A 19,550-nucleotide genomic window follows, 5' to 3' on the forward strand; every position below is an offset into this window, starting at 1 on the left:
AACTGGTGAGTTACACTTGCGGCGCGACGTACCACACTTTGTCGATCGTTGTATTGATCTCGTCATCTATCTCGAAGTCGACGCTCTGCCACCCGAAGTCGAGATCTTTGTCTTCGGCGACCAGTTCCGTTCCGACACGATACCAGCCTTCTGCTAGGCCTCCACCGGGTGAAATGTCAGTCAGATCTATCGCTTTCGTCGCATCCTCGGAGACGCTGCCCAAAGTTCGGTCAAAGCTCACGTCGCTCGGACCTGGTCCGGGAGGATCTCGCTCGTAGGCAGCATCGCTCCCGATGTATGCGATACCCATCGTTGCGATCGATGCCGGATATTTCGTGAGTTCGTCGCTGTGATTCTCCCGCCAGTCATCGTCGTGGTGGCCATGCCAGACAGCCCACCCCCCGTGTCGGTGATGGCCTGGCGCGCTACCGTACCCACCACTGCCACGACCGCCGCCCCCCTTGGCCCCGCGTGCGGTTCCAACCGGGAGGACCGGTCGGGACAGGAGCCCGAAAACCGCGGCGTTCTGTGTCGGGTCTTTGCGTGATTCGACTCGCGGATTCGACTCCACGTCTATTTTCAGCTGTGTTCCATCGAGAGAGATGTCCTCGAACAGCCATGCCTTCCTCGCCGGTGGCTCCGAATCAGACCCGCCCAGACAGCCAGCCGACCCGGCAGCGAATGCGATCCCTACCCCACCACGGAGGAACGTACGTCTATCCATATCATCTCTAATTTCCGGACACCCTCAATAATCTTCATATTTCGAATCGTCGCCAGCCCTCTCGCCAGGGTGTCGGCTGACCGTTGTCTGCAAGGGGATACCTGCCTTTGAAGTCCCGGCGACTGAAAGGACTCACTACTTAGATTCCGACGATGACAGACTGGAATGCACCGACAGATCGACAATCGGGGGATGTCCGTCTCTCCGGGGAGCGACAGACACCGGTGGGCCTCGGCGCGACCGAAGACGTCTTTGTCGCTCCGGGAAGCATCGACGGGACGCTTCACGTCGAGGACGCCGAATACGTCTTCACCGACGTCCCAGCCAATGGGACGGCGAGCGATCCGACCGTCCGCAAGGCGATCACTGGTGATCTCGAGGACGGATACGTCGAGGACGTTCCCGGAGACGTCGTCTTGCGTAACGTCGAAGATGTTTTCGTCGCCCACGAGGCGGCTAACGCCCTCGACGCATCGGGCGCTGAACAGGTGTTTCACGACGACGGCACGGCACCGACGGCTGTTCCCGACGGCTTCGACGTAACTCTCTCCGGGTGGCAACACGCTCGTGAGACGCGGGACCCACGGAACGGAATCCTGATTCGAGGGGCGAAAAACGACGTGCACGTCACGGAAGCGAGCCGCGATCTGACGGTCTATATTATCGGCTGGGACAACGAGGTCCGGATCGAGGGCCATGACGGTGACGTGACTGTTTTCTTCGTTGGCCGGGACAACGAGGTACGCGTCGGCCCGTATCTTTCGGCCTCGACAGCGGCCGAAAGCGGCTACGACAATCGGGTCGCTGTCGACCCGATCCCGCCGGAGGCAGTCATTGAAACGTCGAAAGACGAGGCATTCGACCATGCGACGATCGGCCGTCACAAGCTCACCTGGCAGGAGCCGACTGACAAGGAGTGGTGTCCCAACTGCGGCAGCGAGGCCGATGCCGTCGTCAAACGTCGGCAGAAGGATGCCTTTTTCGTGTTCAGTGTAGCGATCCGAAGCTACGACGACGGCGGGGTCTCCTATGAGTGTGAGCACTGTAGTCCCCATGCCGTCGGCCCAGTGTCACTGTCGGAGGACGAACGCCGGAATGTGCTGCGGTGAGCAACTGGGAATGCGATCGATCACTCCCGGGACATCAGCGAACCGGTGACCGGGTGGATTTTTGCCTTCGGGCCTCCGCGATGTGGGTGTGCTTCACAGCGCGATCGATCCCGGGATGATCGTCGTTTTCACGATCATCCTGGTGGCGCTGGTGTTGTTCGCCACGGAGGCCGTCCCGGTCGACGTCACGGCGATCGGAATCATGATCACGCTGCTGGTCGTCGAGCCTGTCTCGACGATGCTCGTCGACTGGGGACTGCTCGCCGATCCGGTGTACGTCCTCCGGACACCCGGCAGCGAAGTGACGGCTGTCGAGCGCGGACTCAGCGGGTTCGCCAGCGTCGCGACGATCACCGTGCTGGCGATGTTTATTCTCAGCGCGGGTGTCCGGCGGACCGGAGCTATCCAGATCCTCGGGCGGAAAGTCGGCGCGTTCACCGGCGAGGACGAGACCCGACAGCTGGGTGCGACGATCGGGATCGTGAGTCCGATCTCCGGATTCATCAACAACACCGCCGCGGTCGCCATCCTCCTGCCGATGGTCACCGATCTCGCCGAGAAAGGCAAGACGTCGCCCTCGAAGCTCCTTCTCCCGCTATCGTATGCCTCGATGTTCGGCGGAACGCTCACGTTGATCGGGACCTCGACGAACATCCTGGCCAGCGATCTCTCGGCCCGACTCGGCCGCGATCTCGGTATCCCGGAACTACACGCCTTCTCGATGTTCGAGTTCACCCACCTCGGCGTGATCATGATGGTCGTCGGCTTGGTCTATCTGATGACGATCGGTCGACGACTCGTCCCCGCCCGGCTCAAGCCCGAGGAAGACCTCACCCACGAGTACGAGATGGCCGACTACTTGACCGAGGTCGTCGTCCGCGAGGACTCGCCGGTCGTCGGCCAGCGTGTCGGCGAGGCACTGGAAGGGACGGACTTCGACGTCGACATCGTCCAGTTGATCCGTGAGGACGCGATCTTTCTCGAACCGCTCGGGGGGAAGGTTATCCGGGCTGGGGACGTCTTCGCGCTCCGGACCGATCGGGACACGCTGGTCGAACTCATGGACGCTGACGGGTTCGACCTGCTGGGCGACGTGGCCATCACGGACGCCGAACTCGAAGCTCCCGAAGAGGGCCACAACCTCGTCGAGATGGTCGTGGCGCCCGGGTCGTTTCTGGTGGGCGAGACGCTCGCGAGCAGTAACTTCCGGCAGCGCTATGACGCGACGGTGCTGGCCTTGCGCCGCGGTGGGGCCGTCATCCGTGACCGGATGGATCGGACCCGACTCCGGGTCGGCGACACGCTGCTCGTCCAGGGGGCGACCGACAGCATCGATCGCCTCAACAACAACCGGAACTTTATCGTCGCACAGGAGGTCGATCGGCCCGACTACCGCGAGTCGAAGATTCCCGTTGCGGTCGGAATCGTCGCCGCCGTGGTCGGCGTGGCGGCGTTGACGCCGATCAACATCGCCGTGGCTGCACTCGCAGGCGCGCTCGGAATGGTTCTCACTGGCTGTCTCAAGCCCACCGAGATGTACGACGCCGTCGAATGGGACGTCATCTTCCTGCTCGCGGGGGTCATCCCGCTGGGGATCGCCCTGGAGGTGACCGGCGGCGCGGCGCTGCTTGCCGACGGGATCGTTGCTGTGGCTCCCTCGCTCCCGCCGATCGTCGTGCTGGGGCTGATATACGTCGTGACGGCGCTGTTGACGAACGTCATCTCGAACAACGCGAGCGTGGTGTTGATGATCCCCGTCGCGGCCGAGGCCGCCGTGACCCTCGGGGCCAACCCCTTCTCGTTCGTGCTGTCGGTGACCTTCGCCGCCTCGACGGCCTTTATGACGCCTATCGGTTACCAGACGAACCTCTTCGTCTACGGACCAGGCGGATACGAGTTCATGGATTACATGCGGGCTGGGGCCCCGTTGCAAGCTATCTTCGCCGTCGTTACGACGCTGGGGATCGCCGCATTCTGGGGCTTGTGAGCGGTCGACGCGCTTTGATGGGCTGTAGATCGACTATTCTTCGACGGCTACTTCAATGATCGCTATTTGTCTCCTCACTCTATTCATTACACGAGTTATTAAGAACTAATTTGTTATTTTTTATCGGGCTTCAGTACTTTGGTTTCCAGTATTTATATGTCATTTTTGATATTATAAGGGCGGCGTTTCTCAAATGAAACCAGTACGTTTTTCTAGTAGTGTGCTTATTGTTCGGGAAATGAATACTCCGACGGCAGACGCCGGTTCGGCGAGTCGAATCGCGTATTATACGATGGAGATCGGCATCGAGAACGACCTCCATACCTACAGTGGCGGGCTCGGCGTGCTCGCGGGCGACACGATCCGTTCGTTCGCCGACGTGGGTGTCGACGGTGTCTGTGTCACCCCTCTCAACGAGGAGGGCTACTGCAAACAGACGCTGGAGGAGGACGGCTCGCAGGTCAGCGATCCGGATCCGTGGCCGGTCGAGGAACACTGCGATCCGATCGATGTCGAGGTGACAGTCGAGATCTACGGCCGCGACGTGGCGGTGACGGCCTGGCGTTACGATGTCGTCTCCGAGCAGAGCGGCGAGACTGTCCCCGTGATCTTTCTCGATACGGACGTCGAGAGCAACGACGACGACGCTCGACAGTACACCAAGCGGCTGTACGCGCCGGGTTACGGCGAGGACTTCACACTCGCCCAGGAACTGGTTCTCGGGATCGGCGGGACGCGGATACTCGACGAACTCGGCTTCGACGTCGACACCTATCACATGAACGAGGGCCATGCCGCCTTCCTCACTGCGGAATTGCTCGCACGCAACGACATGGACGCCGAGGCGGTCCGCGAGCAGTGCGTCTTCACGACGCACACGCCCGTCGAGGCCGGCCACGACGAGTTCGACTGGGGCCTGGTCGAGGAACTCCTCAGCGATCCCGTCTCGCCCGAGGCCCTGCGGCCGTTCAGCCACGAAGCGGGGCTGAACATGTCCCTGCTCGCGTTGAATCTCTCGTCGTACGCCAACAGCGTCGCCAAGAAGCACCAGGAGGTTTCCCGGAACATGTTCCCGGAGTTCGAGATCGACGCGATCACCAACGGCGTCCACGTCCCCTACTGGATCGGCGACGCCTTCGGTGACCTTTACGACGAGCACATCACGGGCTGGCGGGACAATCCCTACAAGTTCAAGCACGCGACGGTCCTCCCGGACGACGAACTATGGGACGCCCACCAGACACAGAAGCGAGAGACCATCGAGTTCATCAACGAGCGCGAGGGGTCGGAGTTAGATCCCGACACGCTGACGATCGGTTTCGCCCGGCGGGCGGCCCCCTACAAGCGGGCGAACCTGATCTTCTACAACAACGATCGGCTCCGACACATCGCCGAGAACGTCGGGGACGTTCAGCTGGTCTTCGCGGGCAAGGCCTTCCCCGGTGACGAGAACGGCGAGCAGAAGATCCGCGATATCTTCCACAACGCCTGGCAGCTCAACGACGTCATCGAGACCCAGTACGTCGAGGACTACGACATGGAGGTCGGCGCGAAACTGACCGCGGGCGTGGACGTCTGGCTCAACAACCCACGCCGGCCGCTGGAAGCCTGCGGAACTTCCGGCATGAAAGCCGCCTACAACGGCATTCCGCAGTTGGGGACGCTGGACGGCTGGTGGGTCGAGGGTCACATCGAGGGAGAGACGGGTTGGAAGATCGGTCCCGATCCCGAGGAGAGCACACCCGACCAGACCACCGACGAGGAAGAGACCCGTCAGGATGCGATGGCGCTGTACAACCAGCTCGAGAACGAGGTCATCCCCACGTACTACGATGACCGTGACCACTGGATCGACGTGATGCGCCAAACGATTGCGTTCAACGGTCCCTACTATCACACGCGTCGGATGGTCCGTGAGTACCTGCTGGATGCGTATACGAAGTAGGAGAAGACTGTTTGAGGTGGGGCTTCACTCACGTTCTCGTCGGTGTCCGCACCCCAGGTAGACGTCTCCTTGGGACACCCTCTTCGACGAGCACGGGCCTCCAGAACCCGCCTTTCTCGCCGTCCCTCGTATGCTTCGAGGCGGGTGAGACTTGCTTGACGGTTTCGAACGCGTCATCGTGGCGATCGACCACCTCCGCGTGCCACTCGTGGAGCTGTTCCCCTCCTGTTCTAGAAGAGGATATAGTTCAACCTTATTGAGTAATACTTCTGTTGTAAATCTATCGATAGCGATAGAAGAACCACCGTGGTTGGTGGCGATTCACCCGTCCGATATGGCCGAGCCCCTCGAACCGAACGGGTTGATCCATGCGAGGGGGTTCATCTCGGCGTGTCGGTGGCATGTCCCACATTGAAGTTCGTCCCCCTCGATACTACGGATATGTCCTTCGAGAGACAAAGCGGCGTCTTCCTACACGTATCGTCGCTCCCCGGTCCGGACGGGATCGGGACGCTGGGTCAGCCGGCCCGCGAGTTCGTCGATTTCCTCGCGGGTGCCGAGCAGTCGCTCTGGCAGACCTGCCCGATCGGTCCGACGGATCCGGGACAGGGAAACTCACCCTATTCGGCGTTCTCCGCACGCGCCGGCAACCCCCTGTTCGTCGAACTCGACGAACTCGTCAAGGCGGGTTGGCTTTCCGAACTGGAGCGTCCGGACTTCGACGATCGCGAGGTCGAATTCGAACGTGTTCGAGCGTTCAAACGCGAGGCACTACGTGAGGCGTTCGCGGGCTTCGAGGACGCTGGCGAGGAGGACGAGCGAGCGGCTTTCGAGTCCTACAGGGCGGACAACGCCGACTGGCTCGACGACTACGCGCTGTTCCGGGCGCTTGAGGACTCCCTCGACGTCGACACCTGGATGGACTGGCCCGACGACGTGAAGTTTCGCGATCCGGACGCGTTGGATCGCTATCGGGAGGAACTTGCCGACGACGTCCGTTTTCGACAGTTTTGCCAGTGGATCTTCGACCGGCAGTGGGCCGACCTGCGGACGTACGCCCACGAACACGGGATCGGTCTCGTCGGGGACATGCCGATCTACGTCGGCACTAACAGCGTCGACGTCTGGTCCAACCCCGAGATCTTCAAACTCGACGAAGATCGCGAACCGACTTACGTCTCCGGGGTACCGCCGGACGATTTCTCGGACACGGGTCAACTCTGGGGCACGCCAGTCTACGACTGGGAGACACTGGCCGACCGGGATTACGACTGGTGGGTACAACGCTTTTCGGGCCTGCTTGATCGCTTCGACGTCTTCCGGATCGACCACTTCAAGGGCTTCGAGAGTTACTACCAGGTTCCCGCCGAAGAGGACACCGCGATGAACGGCGAGTGGGTCTCGGGGCCGGGCCGGGACTTCTTCGAGGCTGTCCGAGACCAGCTCGGGGACCTCCCGATCGTCGTCGAGGACCTGGGTGTCATCACCGACGCGACGCGGGAGCTCCGGGACGCCTTCGGGTTCCCCGGCATGCGCGTCGCCGGGATGGCCGACTGGTGTGACGACGACCACACCCATCATCCCGCGAGTTACGACGAGTCCTCCGTCGCCTATACTAGCACCCACGACACGAGCACGACGCCGGGGTGGATCGCGGACCTTTCGGAGCGACAGCGTGAATGCCTCGCGTTCGCCGTCGATCACGCTGACGAGGCGATCCACTGGGATGTCATCGAGACTGTCTGGGAGACGCCTGCGGTTATCACGTTCGCCCAGTTCCAGGACTTCCACGGTCTCGGCGACGAGCACCGTTTCAACCTGCCGGGGACCGCCGAAGGCAACTGGCGCTGGCGGATGCTCGCGTCGGAACTTGATCCCGCGGTCGCCGACCGACTCGCGGACGTGACTCGACGGGCTGATCGAGCCTGATACGGATTATTGTCGTGATGTATCGGTATCCGTCGACCGGCGAGTCGGCGTCATCCGGAAATAATCTACAATAATCCGTACGAGTGGGGCGCGGATGTGTTTCGACGGGCGGTGTGAGATTGTCCGCCCCGCGAAGATACCACAGAAAGACCCTATGACGAAGAGAAGAGCCGCGTGATGGGGTGGCTTATCGAGGACTTTCTTCGGTTGGGAGAACGACAGCTATACAGTCGTGTACAGCGTGAATGAAATTATTGGAAATGTATATTTTCAGAGTTATATAGAGTAACAATCACTTTAGATGCTGATTCAGGTTCCGTGGTCTTCAACCTGAAATAGAAGCCTGTTTGTTTCACCACCTTTGAGATATGGGCGCCACCGACGAGAACTACGCCAGTCTCGACGGCCTCAGAAAATAATGTATTCTGATAGGTCAGCCGCGAGATCTCCAACTGTGAACGTCGTGTTTATAGCAAAGTATCTGGATGAAAATCACGGTTACTGCGGCAATTATCGACGAACACAGCAAAATATGCGGTAATCAGTTTTGAACTACCACAGTATACAGCCTGTGATAATCGTTGATACAACGTACTGTTCTGTTGAACCTATTTGACTCGGTGCTTTCCCACTGCCTGGCTGTAGAGTAGTCTTTTGGTCCCAATCGTGCGGGGCCTTACGCAAGTCTTGACGCCTAAATACTCAATATACAATACTATATTGGAATATTATAATTCGGCCAGACGTAAACGAATATTGAGTTCGTTCGCCGGCATGATGTCAATTCCCACTCCATGATCTAACTCGATCTAGTCGCTGTTATTTTTGACGTAGGTGATTATGGCAGTGTTCAGATCAGTTGATCCTCTCAAGGGACGCTTTGCTCTCGTCCCCACTGTGCCTCTTTCAGCGTCTCGAAAAAAGTTTGAGAACAAATGGGTACTTGTTCTAAACAAAAAATTGATAATTTATCCATTATTATTTTCACGCCGTACATATCTGAAACCGATGCTATGTCGCTGGTAGATGGCTTCCTGAAATGCTGCGTCGTCGATGAAAACCACTGCGTCGTCGACGTCCGCAGAACAGAACGACCGTTCCGATAGCTAGCCGAGATCTCTGTTCTTCCGAGTGGCGTGATTCTCGTGGAACTCGTCGAAAACCCGTCAACAGGGGCGTTTGTTCGCTTCAGTTCGACTGACAGGGGTAAATCGTACGAGTCAGCCTCGATCCTGGCTACAGCAAGTCATCCTCGTTGTCGAGTTGGATCGCGGTTACGTCGACTCGAACGCCATCTGGAAATTGTTTGATTTGAGGCGGTCGATCGGCCTTGTGGCTCCAGCTGTGAACGATTGCGTGACCACATTGTATATCGGAATTATCAAAATACTAAACATCATTTAAAAGATAGAAGATTCGAGATCGAACTGAGTATTGAGCTTCCACACCGGTCGCAGTCGCTTCCCGTCGGATAACCTGTTGACAGCAAGATGGTGGTTAGTTGCAATTCCAGCAGGTAACAAACGTACCTATGTTATTCCTTGGGTAGATTGCTCGGCTCGATTGCGTCCCGGTCCCGGGCAATCGATACGGATAAGCGTCCATGTAATCTCGGTGGGAAACGAATTGAAACATCGAGAGCGACGTCAGTAGTATTCGTACTTGAGTGCGATGATGTTTGACGTCTCTCTGAGGGCTTCAACGAGTTCGTTTTCGATACGATCGACTGTCACCCGGTGTTTCGGACCTACTGTCGAGATTGCTGCGTTTTCCCCCTTGATGTCCAGTGGGACAGCGACCGATCGAATCCCCTCGATGTGTTCCTCGTCTTCGATCGAGTATCCCTGTTCCCGAATGCGCTCGATCTCGGTCACTAGCCCATCGCGATCAGTGATCGTCTGCGCAGTCGCTTCTGGGAGTCCAAACGTTTCGATCGCTTCATCGATCTCCTCGTTCGACAGTTGCGAAAGGAGTGCCTTCCCTAGTGCTGTCCAGTGCATTCGATTGATCTGACCGACCGGTGCATTGTCCGAAAGTCCCTCGATGGGCTCTGTCCGATAGAGTAAGACACGCTGATAGCACTCTTCGAAACCGATGGTAGCGACTTCACTTACTTGGTTTGATAGTTTATCCACCTGGGCGCGTGCAACGTGATAGAGATCAATCTGCTTTCGAATCTTGCCCCCATGCTCCAGGAATCGGAGACTCAATCGATACGAACAATCCGCATCTTTCACCGTGTATCCCAGTTTCTCAAGCGTTTGTAGATGGATATCCACGGTACTCTTTGGCAGGTTAACGGCCCTGGCTATCTCGGAAACGCCCGCTGTATGCAGTTCATCCAGTGCCTGGATAATTCTGAACGATTTTTCGACGGCTTCGATATATTCTCCAGATAGTTCCTTTCGACTGTTGTTCATAATCTAGGGTGAGATGGTGCTATTACAAACACTCTTCGGAAGCTCCTCGATTGTTCGTACTGATGGTTTCGCTACGTAGAAATGGGGGGATAGGGGCGTTCCTGTCGGTAAACGGCATAGTTCAGCAGTTCAGGTGGCGGCAGAGAATTACACCTGTACAACCTGATTGGATAGAAGAACGTGTATTGTGGAACCCTGTCCCGGCAATGGCGTGCTGAAGAGACAGATCCCCAATGGCTACACGATCCTGGGTCACTCTGTCACGGACTTCGAGAGGCCATCTCACATGCAAATGGGTAGTATTCTCGGCATTGCCCGATGTCAAATTTGCTGATGCCGAGTACTGAAGCGCTTGGTCGCGACTCGACCAGGATTCAAAGCGTCTCACTCGGACGTGAGTAGCAGCTTGGGTCTGGTCAACACCCGTCCAGCAGAGTTGAACGGCTTACACATGCGGGTGTCTCAGTATCGTGTATCCCATCAGGTAACCGTATAGTTGGTATGATTGTATTGTCTGTCTCGTAGGGACCAGTCAGATCGAATCGGTCAGCATTAATCGAACGATTTCTCGGAGATACCTGTTCAGTCGAGTTGGACGATTGAGTATTTACACTGATCTGGTCCGATCTGCAGAGATCCGGGCCTCAAAACTGTCGACGCAGTTGGTACCGATGGTACATTCGTTGATACCTTTCTGTGTGCTGGCTCACAGATGGACCACCAAGATTACATTGAATAGGGGGGCTGTAACTGTGGCGCTGAAGCTGATAATCACGGGAGGTATGGCGCTTGTTCTACCATTCATGCCCAATCAGGTGCTCGCTGCTGACAGTAGACAGATCTGTCGACAAGACAGATGTATTATTGGGGAATACGACAAATTATAATAGGTGGGGGAAACGAATGTGTTGATGTGCCGATCGACTATTCGCAACTACACGACCCGAACGCAGAGTACACGATGCGGAACCTCTCGTCAGCGACGATGGGCGTCACGCGTGATCGTGGCGCCGACCGTGACGTTGAAATTACGGACGTCCAGACGACCATGGTTGACGGAAACTATCCGTGGACGCTGGTCCGGGTCTACACCGATGCCGGAATCGTTGGGACTGGTGAGGCCTACTGGGGTGCTGGTGTGCCCGAGCTCATCGAGCGAATGAAGCCGTTCGTCATTGGCGAGAATCCACTCGACATCGATCGACTGTACGAACATCTCGTCCAGAAGATGTCGGGTGAAGGTTCGATCGAAGGAGTGACCGTCACCGCTATCGCTGGTATCGAAGTAGCCCTGCACGATTTGGCTGGAAAGATCCTAGAAGTTCCCGCTTACCAACTTCTCGGCGGAAAATATCGGGACGACGTCCGGGTGTACTGTGATCTCCACACTGAAAACGAGGCCGATCCCGAGGCCTGTGCCGACGAAGCAGAGCGCGTCGTCGAAGAACTGGGCTATGACGCCATCAAATTCGACCTGGACGTACCCAGCGGCCACGAGAAAGACCGGGCCAATCGCCATCTCCGGCCGGGCGAAATCCGCCACAAGGCTGAGATCGTCGAACAGACGACAGAGCGTGTCAAAGACCGTGCGGACGTCGCGTTCGACTGTCACTGGACGTACACCGGAGACAGCGCCAAGCGCTTGGCCGAAGCCATCGAAGAGTACGACGTCTGGTGGCTAGAAGACCCAGTTCCGCCGGAAAATCACGATGTCCAGCGAGAGGTCACGCGAACCACGACAACCCCGATCACTGCCGGAGAGAACGTCTATCGGAAGCACGGTATGCGGACCCTCATCGACGAACAGGCGGTCGATATTGTTGCCCCCGATCTACCGAAGGTCGGAGGAATGCGAGAAACACGGAAAATAGCAGATCTCGCTGATCTGTACTACATTCCGGTCGCAATGCACAACGTGTCCTCGCCTGTGGGCACGATGGCCTCGGCGCAAGTTGGCGCCGCAATCCCGAACATGTTGGCTGTCGAGTATCACTCCTACGAACTTCCGTGGTGGAACGATCTGATCGAGGAGCCGCTCATCGAAAACGGTTCGATCACGATACCAGAGCAGCCGGGACTCGGGATCACACTGGATCTTGATGCTGTCGCAGAACACATGGTTGAGGGCGAGACGGTGTTCGATCCGGCGTAATCCGGATAGAGCCGGCGAATCTTCGATGCGACTCGTTCGACGGACTTTGATCCATCACCTTACTACTATCCTTTGGCTACGGCTCTGGTACTAATCCTGCCCACGCGTCTGTTTCTCTGAAATGCTGAACTCGCATTGGTCTCCTGTCACGACCGGTCACTCACGCTCAATCACGAGGAAGGGTCCATCTTTTCTGACAAACACGCTCTCTCTAGGTTGATCCAATCGAGGAACTCATGGTTCGAAAAACAACACAAACTTTAATAGTCTACTACAGGCAGATTGTTGCGTATGGTCTTCATACCATTACAAGCAGTACAGTTTACGCATAGTCCATTAGTCACATTCATAATCGGGTTGCTTGCAGTGGTCGCGCTGTTAGTCTGGTTGGACCTCCCCCCGTTCATCGGTCTGATCATATCAGCATTCCTGGTCGGCGTCGTCAATTCGATTTTCGTTGTCGATTTCAGTTCTGCTGACGCGGCTGGACAGGTTGCAACGGCGTTCGGGAACGGCATGGCGGGTATCGGCATCCCCATTTTGATGGCAGCAGTTATCGGGAAGGGGATGCTCGAAAGCGGTGCAGCCCAACGAATCGTCCGGGGATTCCAGAATGTCCTCGGTGAGAACAACTCCGACATTGCACTTCTGGGGAGTAGTTCGTTGCTTGCGGTCCCCGTGTTCTTCGATAGCGTCTTCTATCTGATGGCACCGCTCGCACGTTCAATGCGCGCACGGCTTGGCCGGGATTACACGTTGTTTATCGTCGTCGTCGGGACTGGGGCCGCAGCAGCACACGTGTTCGTTCCGCCGACGCCCGGGCCGCTTGCAGTCGCAGACCAGATCGGTAGTAATCTCGGCATGACGATCCTGATCGGGATAATTACTGCCATTCCGGCCGCAGGATTCACCGGATTGGTTTACGGCCGATGGATCAACAAGCGCCTCGACATTCCGCTGCGGGATACGATGGCGACATCGACCGAAGAACTACAGGAAGTCGCGAACCGACCGACGAGCGAGCTGCCGGGTGTCCTCGAGTCGATGGCCCCGATTCTTTTGGCTGTTGTGCTCATTGCAGCTTCGACTGCGGTGAACGCGTTTCAGGAGACCATTCCTGCGTTAGGGAGTCTGCAACCGTATACAAATTTCATCGGTGACAAAAACGTCGCACTGACGATCGCTGCCCTCGCAGCGGCGTACACCTTCTATCGGTTCGACGATATGGATCGTGGCGAATGGAGCGAAGAACTCACCGAGGCACTGAAAAGCGGTGGGAATATCGCCGCGATCACTGCGGCTGGTGGGTCCTTCGGTGCGCTACTGGCGGCATCAGGGATCGGCAACTACCTCGCCGATGCACTCCAGGAAGTCGGTATCGGACTGATTATCACCGCCTGGTTGATTGCTGCTATCGTCCGGATTGCCCAGGGTTCGGCAACGGCTGCCATGTTGACTGCTGCTGGGATCATGGCCCCGCTCGTGGGGCAACTCACGGTGCATCCTGCCTACCTGGTAATGGCTATTGGTGCCGGCGGGAACATCTGCTCGTGGTTCAACGATTCCGGGTTCTGGCTCGTCAGCGAGATCGGTGGGCTCACGAAAGCGGAGACGCTAAAGACGTGGACGGTATTGACGACGCTCATCTCCGTGACAGGGCTCATAACTGTCCTCATCGTCTCGACAGTATTCCCGTTGGCATGACCGTAGTGACAACTACCACACAGACATAGCGAACTCCGAATCGTGGGTCTTCTGTCCGATGTGTCGAGTAGACATCGGACTGCATCTTACAACACGTCTCTTCTCTCTGAGTGGACTGAAACGAAAGTTTCAGCCTGTGATTGGTGGCCTCGAAGTCACGCCGACCGACCCGTCCTCGTCTCTGAGTGAGTTACCACCACCCACAACTGCTGTTTCTTCATCGAAGAACGCTTCGAGCTTGATTGGGGTCCTGTTTAGCGTGGCGAACTCTAGCAAGTTTTGAAGCTGAGAGGTCAGTTTCGGATAATTGTAGTTCGACGTGCCTGGAATAGTTTGTAAATATATGGTTTCGATAATATACCAAATTATATATGTTTTCGAGGTCGTTGTGATTTCCGTGGTGTTCGACCGGAAATCGGGGCCCGTTCGTCGCGGGGAACTTCGGGACGTTGAACACGATCACCGAGATCCACGGCCGTTCGACGTCCGCGGAAATAGCTGGCATCCGATGATTGGAAAATAGTCCGCTACCTTACGAAATTCGTGTTATACCTGCTATTTCTGGAATAACTACACAAAAATTTTTATTACACGTTGATGTAGGTGAATATATTGCCATTCCGTTAGGTGCGACGCGCACGTCGATGTTACTGATAGTTGGTATGAATGGCTGTCTCGTCGGACACGATCTGATCCGGTGTTTTCCTGCTACCCGACTTGTGGATCGACAATTTACATTTCTATCGTGACCGACTTTTTTCGAACACTCGCCACACATATCATGTATAGATATTATATTTTTATATGGTATTAATCTTGGATACGATCGGAACTCGCTTTCTGTCCGCATGGTATCCGCTCGCACCTTTTGGAAATCGAACACGGTCATGTGGCTCTGGAGCGGATCATGTCCGACATCGATTTCACAAAACCACTCCGTATCGCATTCACACTTCCCTAATCGACTACCGTCGATGGGTCCCGATGGATAGCCATTCGACCGCTTCGACCACTCCACCGGTGGTGATCCTCACGTTGCTGCCAGGATCACGGCGTCTTCGACGTGGACGCCGCCCTCGGCGGCCACGTTCTCGTCACTGAGTGTGTCGACCGCTTCGACCGTTTCGCCAGGGAGCCCGACCTCTTTTGCTCCCCGATCGAAGTTCAAGACGACAACGTAGCGTTCGTCGTCGTTATCCCGGGCGTATGCCACGACCTGCTCGGAGTCGGTCTCGACGTCGACGGGTTCGAAGTCGGCTTCGTAGCCGAGTGCGTCGATCCTCTCACGTGTTGCGCTGAGTCGCTGATAGAACTCGAGTAAGTCCTCGTCGGTATGGCCCCAATGGGTCTCCCCGCGACGCTGTCGTTCGCCGATCTCCTGACCGGCGTAGATCATCGGTATGCCGGGTAGCGTGAACGTCGCCGTCGCGGCCGCTCTGACGGCGTGAGTGCCGACCTCCGAGACGTAGCGTTCCTCGTCGTGGTTCTCGATGTACGTCAGGAAGCCGGCGTGATCCGGGAAGCCGATCCGGTGGCGACTCTCCAGAGAGCCATAGAGCTGTTCGGCCGGTTGATCGCCGTGGCCGATCTGCAGTAGATCGAAGTACAGTCCCGCGTCGAAGTGGACGTCGAAACAGAGGTTGTGGAAGTCAGCGACGTAGGGGATCGTCTCGTCCATCAGCAGGAAGTCGGGATCGATCTCTTTGACCGTCTCGCGGATCTCCTGCCAGAAGGGTTTGGGCACAGCCCAGGCCATGTCACATCGGAACCCGTCGACAACCCTGACCCACTTCTCGATCGCGTCAAGCAGGTGACGCCGCACTTCGAGGTTCTCGTAGTCGAAGTTCGCGATCAGTTCCCAGTCGAAGTACGTTTCAGGTTCGCGGGCGGCCCGGTCCTGCCAGTCGTACCATTCGAGGTACTGCTCGTCGCCGGCCAGCGCGCGCTGATAGAACTCGTGATCGCGCGCCGAATGGTTGAGGACGAGGTCGAAAAGCACGCGCATGTCCCGTTCGTGGGCTTCCTCGACGAACTCTCGGAAGGCCTCCTCACCGCCGAGGTCGTCGGCGATCGAGAAGAAGTCCGTGATGTTGTAGCCGTGATCGTTGCCGTCGTGCTGGAGCACGGGCGTGAACCACAGCGTGTCGACGCCGAGACTCTCGATGTAATCGAGCTTTTCGGCGATCGCTTCGAAAATCGACTGGCCGGGGTCGGGGTCGACGTACCCCCGGACGTAGATCTCGTAGAGCGTCATCCCCTTGCTCCAGGCCGGCGGTTCGTTGAGTCGTTCGACCGTGCCGTCGCCGTGGACCCTGATCGTATCGGGAACGCTGTACTGCTCATCGACGGCGATCGCGTGGATGCGCACGCCGTCCTCGATCGCGTCGAGAGGTGCCCGGAGCGTCTTGCCCGTCACGGCGTAGTTCGCGAGTTCGTCGCGGTCGTCGACGTAGAACTCGACATCGAGGTCCGCCTCCTCGGCGTCGAGGGATGGATCAGTCCGTGAGTGGGCCCGGAGGACGACCTCCTCGTCGACCCGTTCCCCGGTGAGCGTGAGTCGCGGTCGCGCCTCGCCGGGTTCCGGGCGGCCGCGACCGGAGCCGACGCCGGAACCGGACCGGCCGCTGTACCCGCTCAGCCCCGATTGACCGCTGATCCCGCTCGCGCCACTGGATCCGCTCGTGGCGGGCTGGGCCGTCTCGTCGTCAATCGCCAGTGCAGCGGGGAACACCCGGAGTGTTAGTTCGTGTCGCCCGTCCGGTGCGTCGAGCGTGACGGTGTAGACGCCGGGCACGTCAGGAACGAACGATTCGACCGGGTCGTCACCGAGCACGGCGTGACTTTCGTCGGGTGCATCTTCGATCTGCCAGGTGTAGCTGCCCGACGGATCGGGGTCCCGCGGGGCGAGTTCGGTCGATTCCCCCACGGCCAGGAATCGGGGTGGTCCGGGATGGTGCATGTCTATCGTCTATTCGTTCGGTACGGGTGTTAAAACTGGCTTCCGTTCCGTCGTGAACAGCGCGGGAGCGAAGCTTCCTCAAACACAGAGCGGGACGTTCCCTCAAGCAGCCGGCCATCGCTCGCTGTCAGAAATCACTACGCCACTGGAATCATCGAGACGTCAGTCACGACGGCGACCATAGGTAAAAGTTAACACCGTTCCAGCCACTCGAACTAATTATCGACATCTGTTGTCGTCTATTTGGTGAGTGATATGACAGGAAACGACGCTTCCGACGGCTATCATCCAGGCCCGCCGCGGTTTCTCCAACTCGGCGAAAGCATCGTCGATCCGATCTTCGTCGACATGGCCCACGGCTACGACAGGGACAACCTCGCGCCCACGATCGCCGGGACGCCCGAACGCGACCCCGATCCCTACGAGAAGGGGGATTTCGTCTGGCGACTGCGCGAAAAGCCCGACGGTAGCAAGGCAGGCCTGGAGTACGCGCCGACGCCTTTCGAGGAAGACGCCGACCAGTACGACGAGGGGAATCACAACACCGCCGAGTTCGAACCGGACGTGCCGGGAACCTACGTTTTCGAGCTTGACGCACCCGACGGCACGCACGAGCTGACGATAAAGGTGTTCCCGCCGCCGGTCACCGAGGACGGCGTCGAGTTGTTCGACATCGAAGGTGAACTCCCGACCGACGCCCGAGAGACGACCGGTGGGCCGCCCCGGATCGAACTCGACGGGCACTACGACGCCGACGCCGACGAGTTCGTCGTCGAATCGAACCCGGAACTCGCGCCGGATAGCTACGCAGTCCCCGAAGATCTCGACGTGTCGTTCCTCCCGCACGACGCCGCGGTGCTCGATCGGGAGGATCTCGTCATCGAGGGGACGACCGTCCGCGTGCCTGTCGAGGTGCTGGACGGACCGACCCGACTGTTCGCGGCCCCCTACGACGGCGTGCGACTGGGCATGACAGACGAGATCGTCTTCGATCCGGACGCCGGGACGGTCGAACTTCCCAACCGGCCGCCCGAGTGGATCGAGGACGTCGTCGTCTACGAGATCTTCACGCGGTCGTTCGCCGGCGAGAAGGGGGCGACGGACTTCGAATTCCTCACTGGGAAGGTCGATTACCTCGCCGACCTGGGTGTCGATCTCGTCTGGCTGACGCCGATCGTCCCCGCCTGGAGCGGGTCGGTCGATACCCCGCCGGGCGGCCCCCACGGCTACGACGCCAGCGACTACTTCGCCGTCGCGGAAGACCTCGGCACTATCGCGGACTTCGAACGCTTTGTCCAAGCGTGTCACGACCACGATATCAAGGTGGCCTTCGATCTGGTGGTCAATCACGCCGGCTGGGAACACGACTCCTGGCAGGACACGATCGCCGACCTGGGTGACGATCCCGAAGATCCCTATGCGTTCCCCGAGGTCGACGCCTGGGACACCGACTCGCCGTATTTCGACTGGTTCGACCGCCAATCCCGGACCAACGGCATCGACGCAACACCGGCCCAGACGAGTTTCTTCGACGTTCGGCTGCATCCGAACCTCAACTTCGGCAACCTCGCGCTGCGGGAGCACATCCTTGCAGTCGTGGACTTCTGGTCGGACACTGTCGACGCGTTCCGGTGTGACATCGCGTGGGGCGTCCCCCACTCCTTCTGGAAGGAGGCCCGGCGGTTGACGCGGGGCAAGGACGACGCGTTCCTGTGGCTCGACGAGTCGATCCCGCGGATTCCGGAGATGAGTCAGTCCGAGTTCGATCTGCACTTCGACTCGACGGAGTTCATGCGAACTGCCCACGCCGTCGCCAGGGGTGAACGGCCGCCCGGGGACCTTATCGGCGCGATCGAGACGCGACAAAACGACGGCTTTCCAGCGTACACGCGGATCATCAACTCCACGGAGAACCACGACGAGTCCAGGCTCTACTACGAGGCGAAGGCCCACGGACACCGAGGGGATCCCGCTGTGGCCCAGCGCGCGGCGCTGGCCGCGGCGTTCACGCTCCCGGGTGTTCCCTTCCTCTACTACGGCCAAGAGCGACTCATCACCGAGTACGGAGAGCGTCGGGAGAGCCCCTACTTCGGCCGCGACGATCAGACGGGGGACATCAAGGCCGATCCGTACAAACGCGCGTTCATGAACTGGGAGGAGTACGACGAGGACCATTTCGAGTTCGTCTCGAACCTGATCGACCTCTACCACGACTCGCCGGTGCTTGGTCCCGGGGCGGACCTCGTTCGGGAGGCCCACCGGACCGAGGCCGGAAACGACGTGCTGGTGTTCGGCCGCGACGCGGGGGAGGAGAAACGAGTGGTCGTGATCAACTTCGCCGACCATCCCCACTGGATCGACCTTCGACTGCCGGTCGACACGTACGATCTGTTCACCGGCGAAGACTTACTCGTCGATCGCTCTGACGACGCAGTGACGGTCGAAGTCGGGACGCTCGCCGTCTTCGAGACGCCGACGCTGTTCGATCAGGGCCACAATCACTGGCACCAGGGCGAGCCGCTGCCGAACGATTCGTGAGACGGGCTGTCGTTCAGCAGCGCTGTTGGACTATCTTGATTCAGCGAGAGAATGCCGCCCTTCCCGCGAAGGACGAGCGTTCC

Annotated in this window: 10 protein-coding genes; 7 read left to right on the forward strand and 3 right to left on the reverse strand. The window is 58.4% G+C overall.

Annotated elements, in window-relative coordinates; translation table 11 throughout:
* Nucleotides 1-10: 10 nt before the first annotated feature.
* Nucleotides 11-724: a hypothetical protein gene (locus E3374_RS09975; protein ID WP_136688934.1), complete on the reverse strand. Its 714-nt coding sequence runs from the start codon at nt 722-724 to the stop codon at nt 11-13.
* Nucleotides 725-876: 152 nt separating this feature from the next.
* Here E3374_RS09975 and E3374_RS09980 point away from each other — a divergent pair, with 152 nt between their 5' ends.
* The 4 genes from E3374_RS09980 to malQ all read left to right on the forward strand — a co-directional run bounded on the left by E3374_RS09980 (nt 877) and on the right by malQ (nt 7,694).
* Nucleotides 877-1,833, forward strand: a complete 957-nt coding sequence (locus E3374_RS09980; protein WP_136688935.1) for a hypothetical protein — start codon at nt 877-879, stop codon at nt 1,831-1,833.
* 115 nt (nt 1,834-1,948) lie between these two features.
* Complete coding sequence (locus E3374_RS09985) at nt 1,949-3,820, forward strand: SLC13 family permease (RefSeq protein ID WP_136688953.1); 1,872 nt, start codon at nt 1,949-1,951, stop codon at nt 3,818-3,820.
* A 238-nt stretch (nt 3,821-4,058) separates the two neighbouring features.
* The gene (gene glgP, locus E3374_RS09990) at nt 4,059-5,765 is read left to right on the forward strand and encodes an alpha-glucan family phosphorylase (protein ID WP_136688936.1); all 1,707 of its coding nucleotides are present in this window, start codon (nt 4,059-4,061) and stop codon (nt 5,763-5,765) included.
* A gap of 441 nt (nt 5,766-6,206) precedes the next feature.
* Nucleotides 6,207-7,694, forward strand: coding sequence for a 4-alpha-glucanotransferase (gene malQ / locus E3374_RS09995; protein WP_136688937.1), 1,488 nt, complete (start codon nt 6,207-6,209; stop codon nt 7,692-7,694).
* A 1,646-nt stretch (nt 7,695-9,340) separates the two neighbouring features.
* On the opposite strand, the gene E3374_RS18135 is transcribed toward malQ, so the two are convergent.
* Nucleotides 9,341-10,114 carry an IclR family transcriptional regulator gene (locus E3374_RS18135; protein WP_136688938.1) on the reverse strand — a complete coding sequence of 258 codons (774 nt, stop codon included), beginning with the start codon at nt 10,112-10,114 and terminating at the stop codon, nt 9,341-9,343.
* Nucleotides 10,115-11,027: 913 nt separating this feature from the next.
* Between E3374_RS18135 and E3374_RS10005 the strand changes: the two genes are divergently transcribed.
* Both E3374_RS10005 and E3374_RS10010 read left to right on the forward strand, forming a co-directional pair.
* Nucleotides 11,028-12,266 (forward strand): enolase C-terminal domain-like protein, encoded by a 1,239-nt coding sequence (locus tag E3374_RS10005; RefSeq protein WP_136688939.1) that lies wholly within the window; start codon nt 11,028-11,030, stop codon nt 12,264-12,266.
* Between the two features lie 291 nt (nt 12,267-12,557).
* The gene (locus E3374_RS10010; protein WP_136688940.1) at nt 12,558-13,970 is read left to right on the forward strand and encodes a GntP family permease; all 1,413 of its coding nucleotides are present in this window, start codon (nt 12,558-12,560) and stop codon (nt 13,968-13,970) included.
* Nucleotides 13,971-15,000: 1,030 nt separating this feature from the next.
* Here E3374_RS10010 and malA read toward each other — a convergent pair.
* The gene (malA, locus tag E3374_RS10015; RefSeq protein ID WP_211194944.1) at nt 15,001-16,929 is read right to left on the reverse strand and encodes an alpha-amylase MalA; all 1,929 of its coding nucleotides are present in this window, start codon (nt 16,927-16,929) and stop codon (nt 15,001-15,003) included.
* A 255-nt stretch (nt 16,930-17,184) separates the two neighbouring features.
* Here malA and E3374_RS10020 point away from each other — a divergent pair, with 255 nt between their 5' ends.
* Complete coding sequence (locus E3374_RS10020; RefSeq protein WP_136688941.1) at nt 17,185-19,467, forward strand: alpha-amylase family glycosyl hydrolase; 2,283 nt, start codon at nt 17,185-17,187, stop codon at nt 19,465-19,467.
* Nucleotides 19,468-19,550 lie beyond the last annotated feature (83 nt).

It is taken from the genome of Halorhabdus amylolytica (assembly GCF_004944975.1).
Taxonomy (GTDB): Archaea; Halobacteriota; Halobacteria; order Halobacteriales; family Haloarculaceae; genus Halorhabdus; species Halorhabdus amylolytica.

Excerpts from the sequence above, each read along its gene's own strand:
- E3374_RS10010 (WP_136688940.1), top strand. The coding sequence starts at position 12,558 with ATGGTCTTCATACCATTACAAGCAGTACAGTTTACGCATAGTCCATTA.
- E3374_RS09980 (WP_136688935.1), top strand. The coding sequence starts at position 877 with ATGACAGACTGGAATGCACCGACAGATCGACAATCGGGGGATGTCCGT.
- E3374_RS18135 (WP_136688938.1), bottom strand. The coding sequence starts at position 10,114 with ATGAACAACAGTCGAAAGGAACTATCTGGAGAATATATCGAAGCCGTC.
- E3374_RS10020 (WP_136688941.1), top strand. The coding sequence starts at position 17,185 with ATGACAGGAAACGACGCTTCCGACGGCTATCATCCAGGCCCGCCGCGG.
- E3374_RS09985 (WP_136688953.1), top strand. The coding sequence starts at position 1,949 with ATGATCGTCGTTTTCACGATCATCCTGGTGGCGCTGGTGTTGTTCGCC.
- glgP (WP_136688936.1), top strand. The coding sequence starts at position 4,059 with ATGAATACTCCGACGGCAGACGCCGGTTCGGCGAGTCGAATCGCGTAT.
- malQ (WP_136688937.1), top strand. The coding sequence starts at position 6,207 with ATGTCCTTCGAGAGACAAAGCGGCGTCTTCCTACACGTATCGTCGCTC.
- malA (WP_211194944.1), bottom strand. The coding sequence starts at position 16,929 with ATGCACCATCCCGGACCACCCCGATTCCTGGCCGTGGGGGAATCGACC.
- E3374_RS09975 (WP_136688934.1), bottom strand. The coding sequence starts at position 724 with ATGGATAGACGTACGTTCCTCCGTGGTGGGGTAGGGATCGCATTCGCT.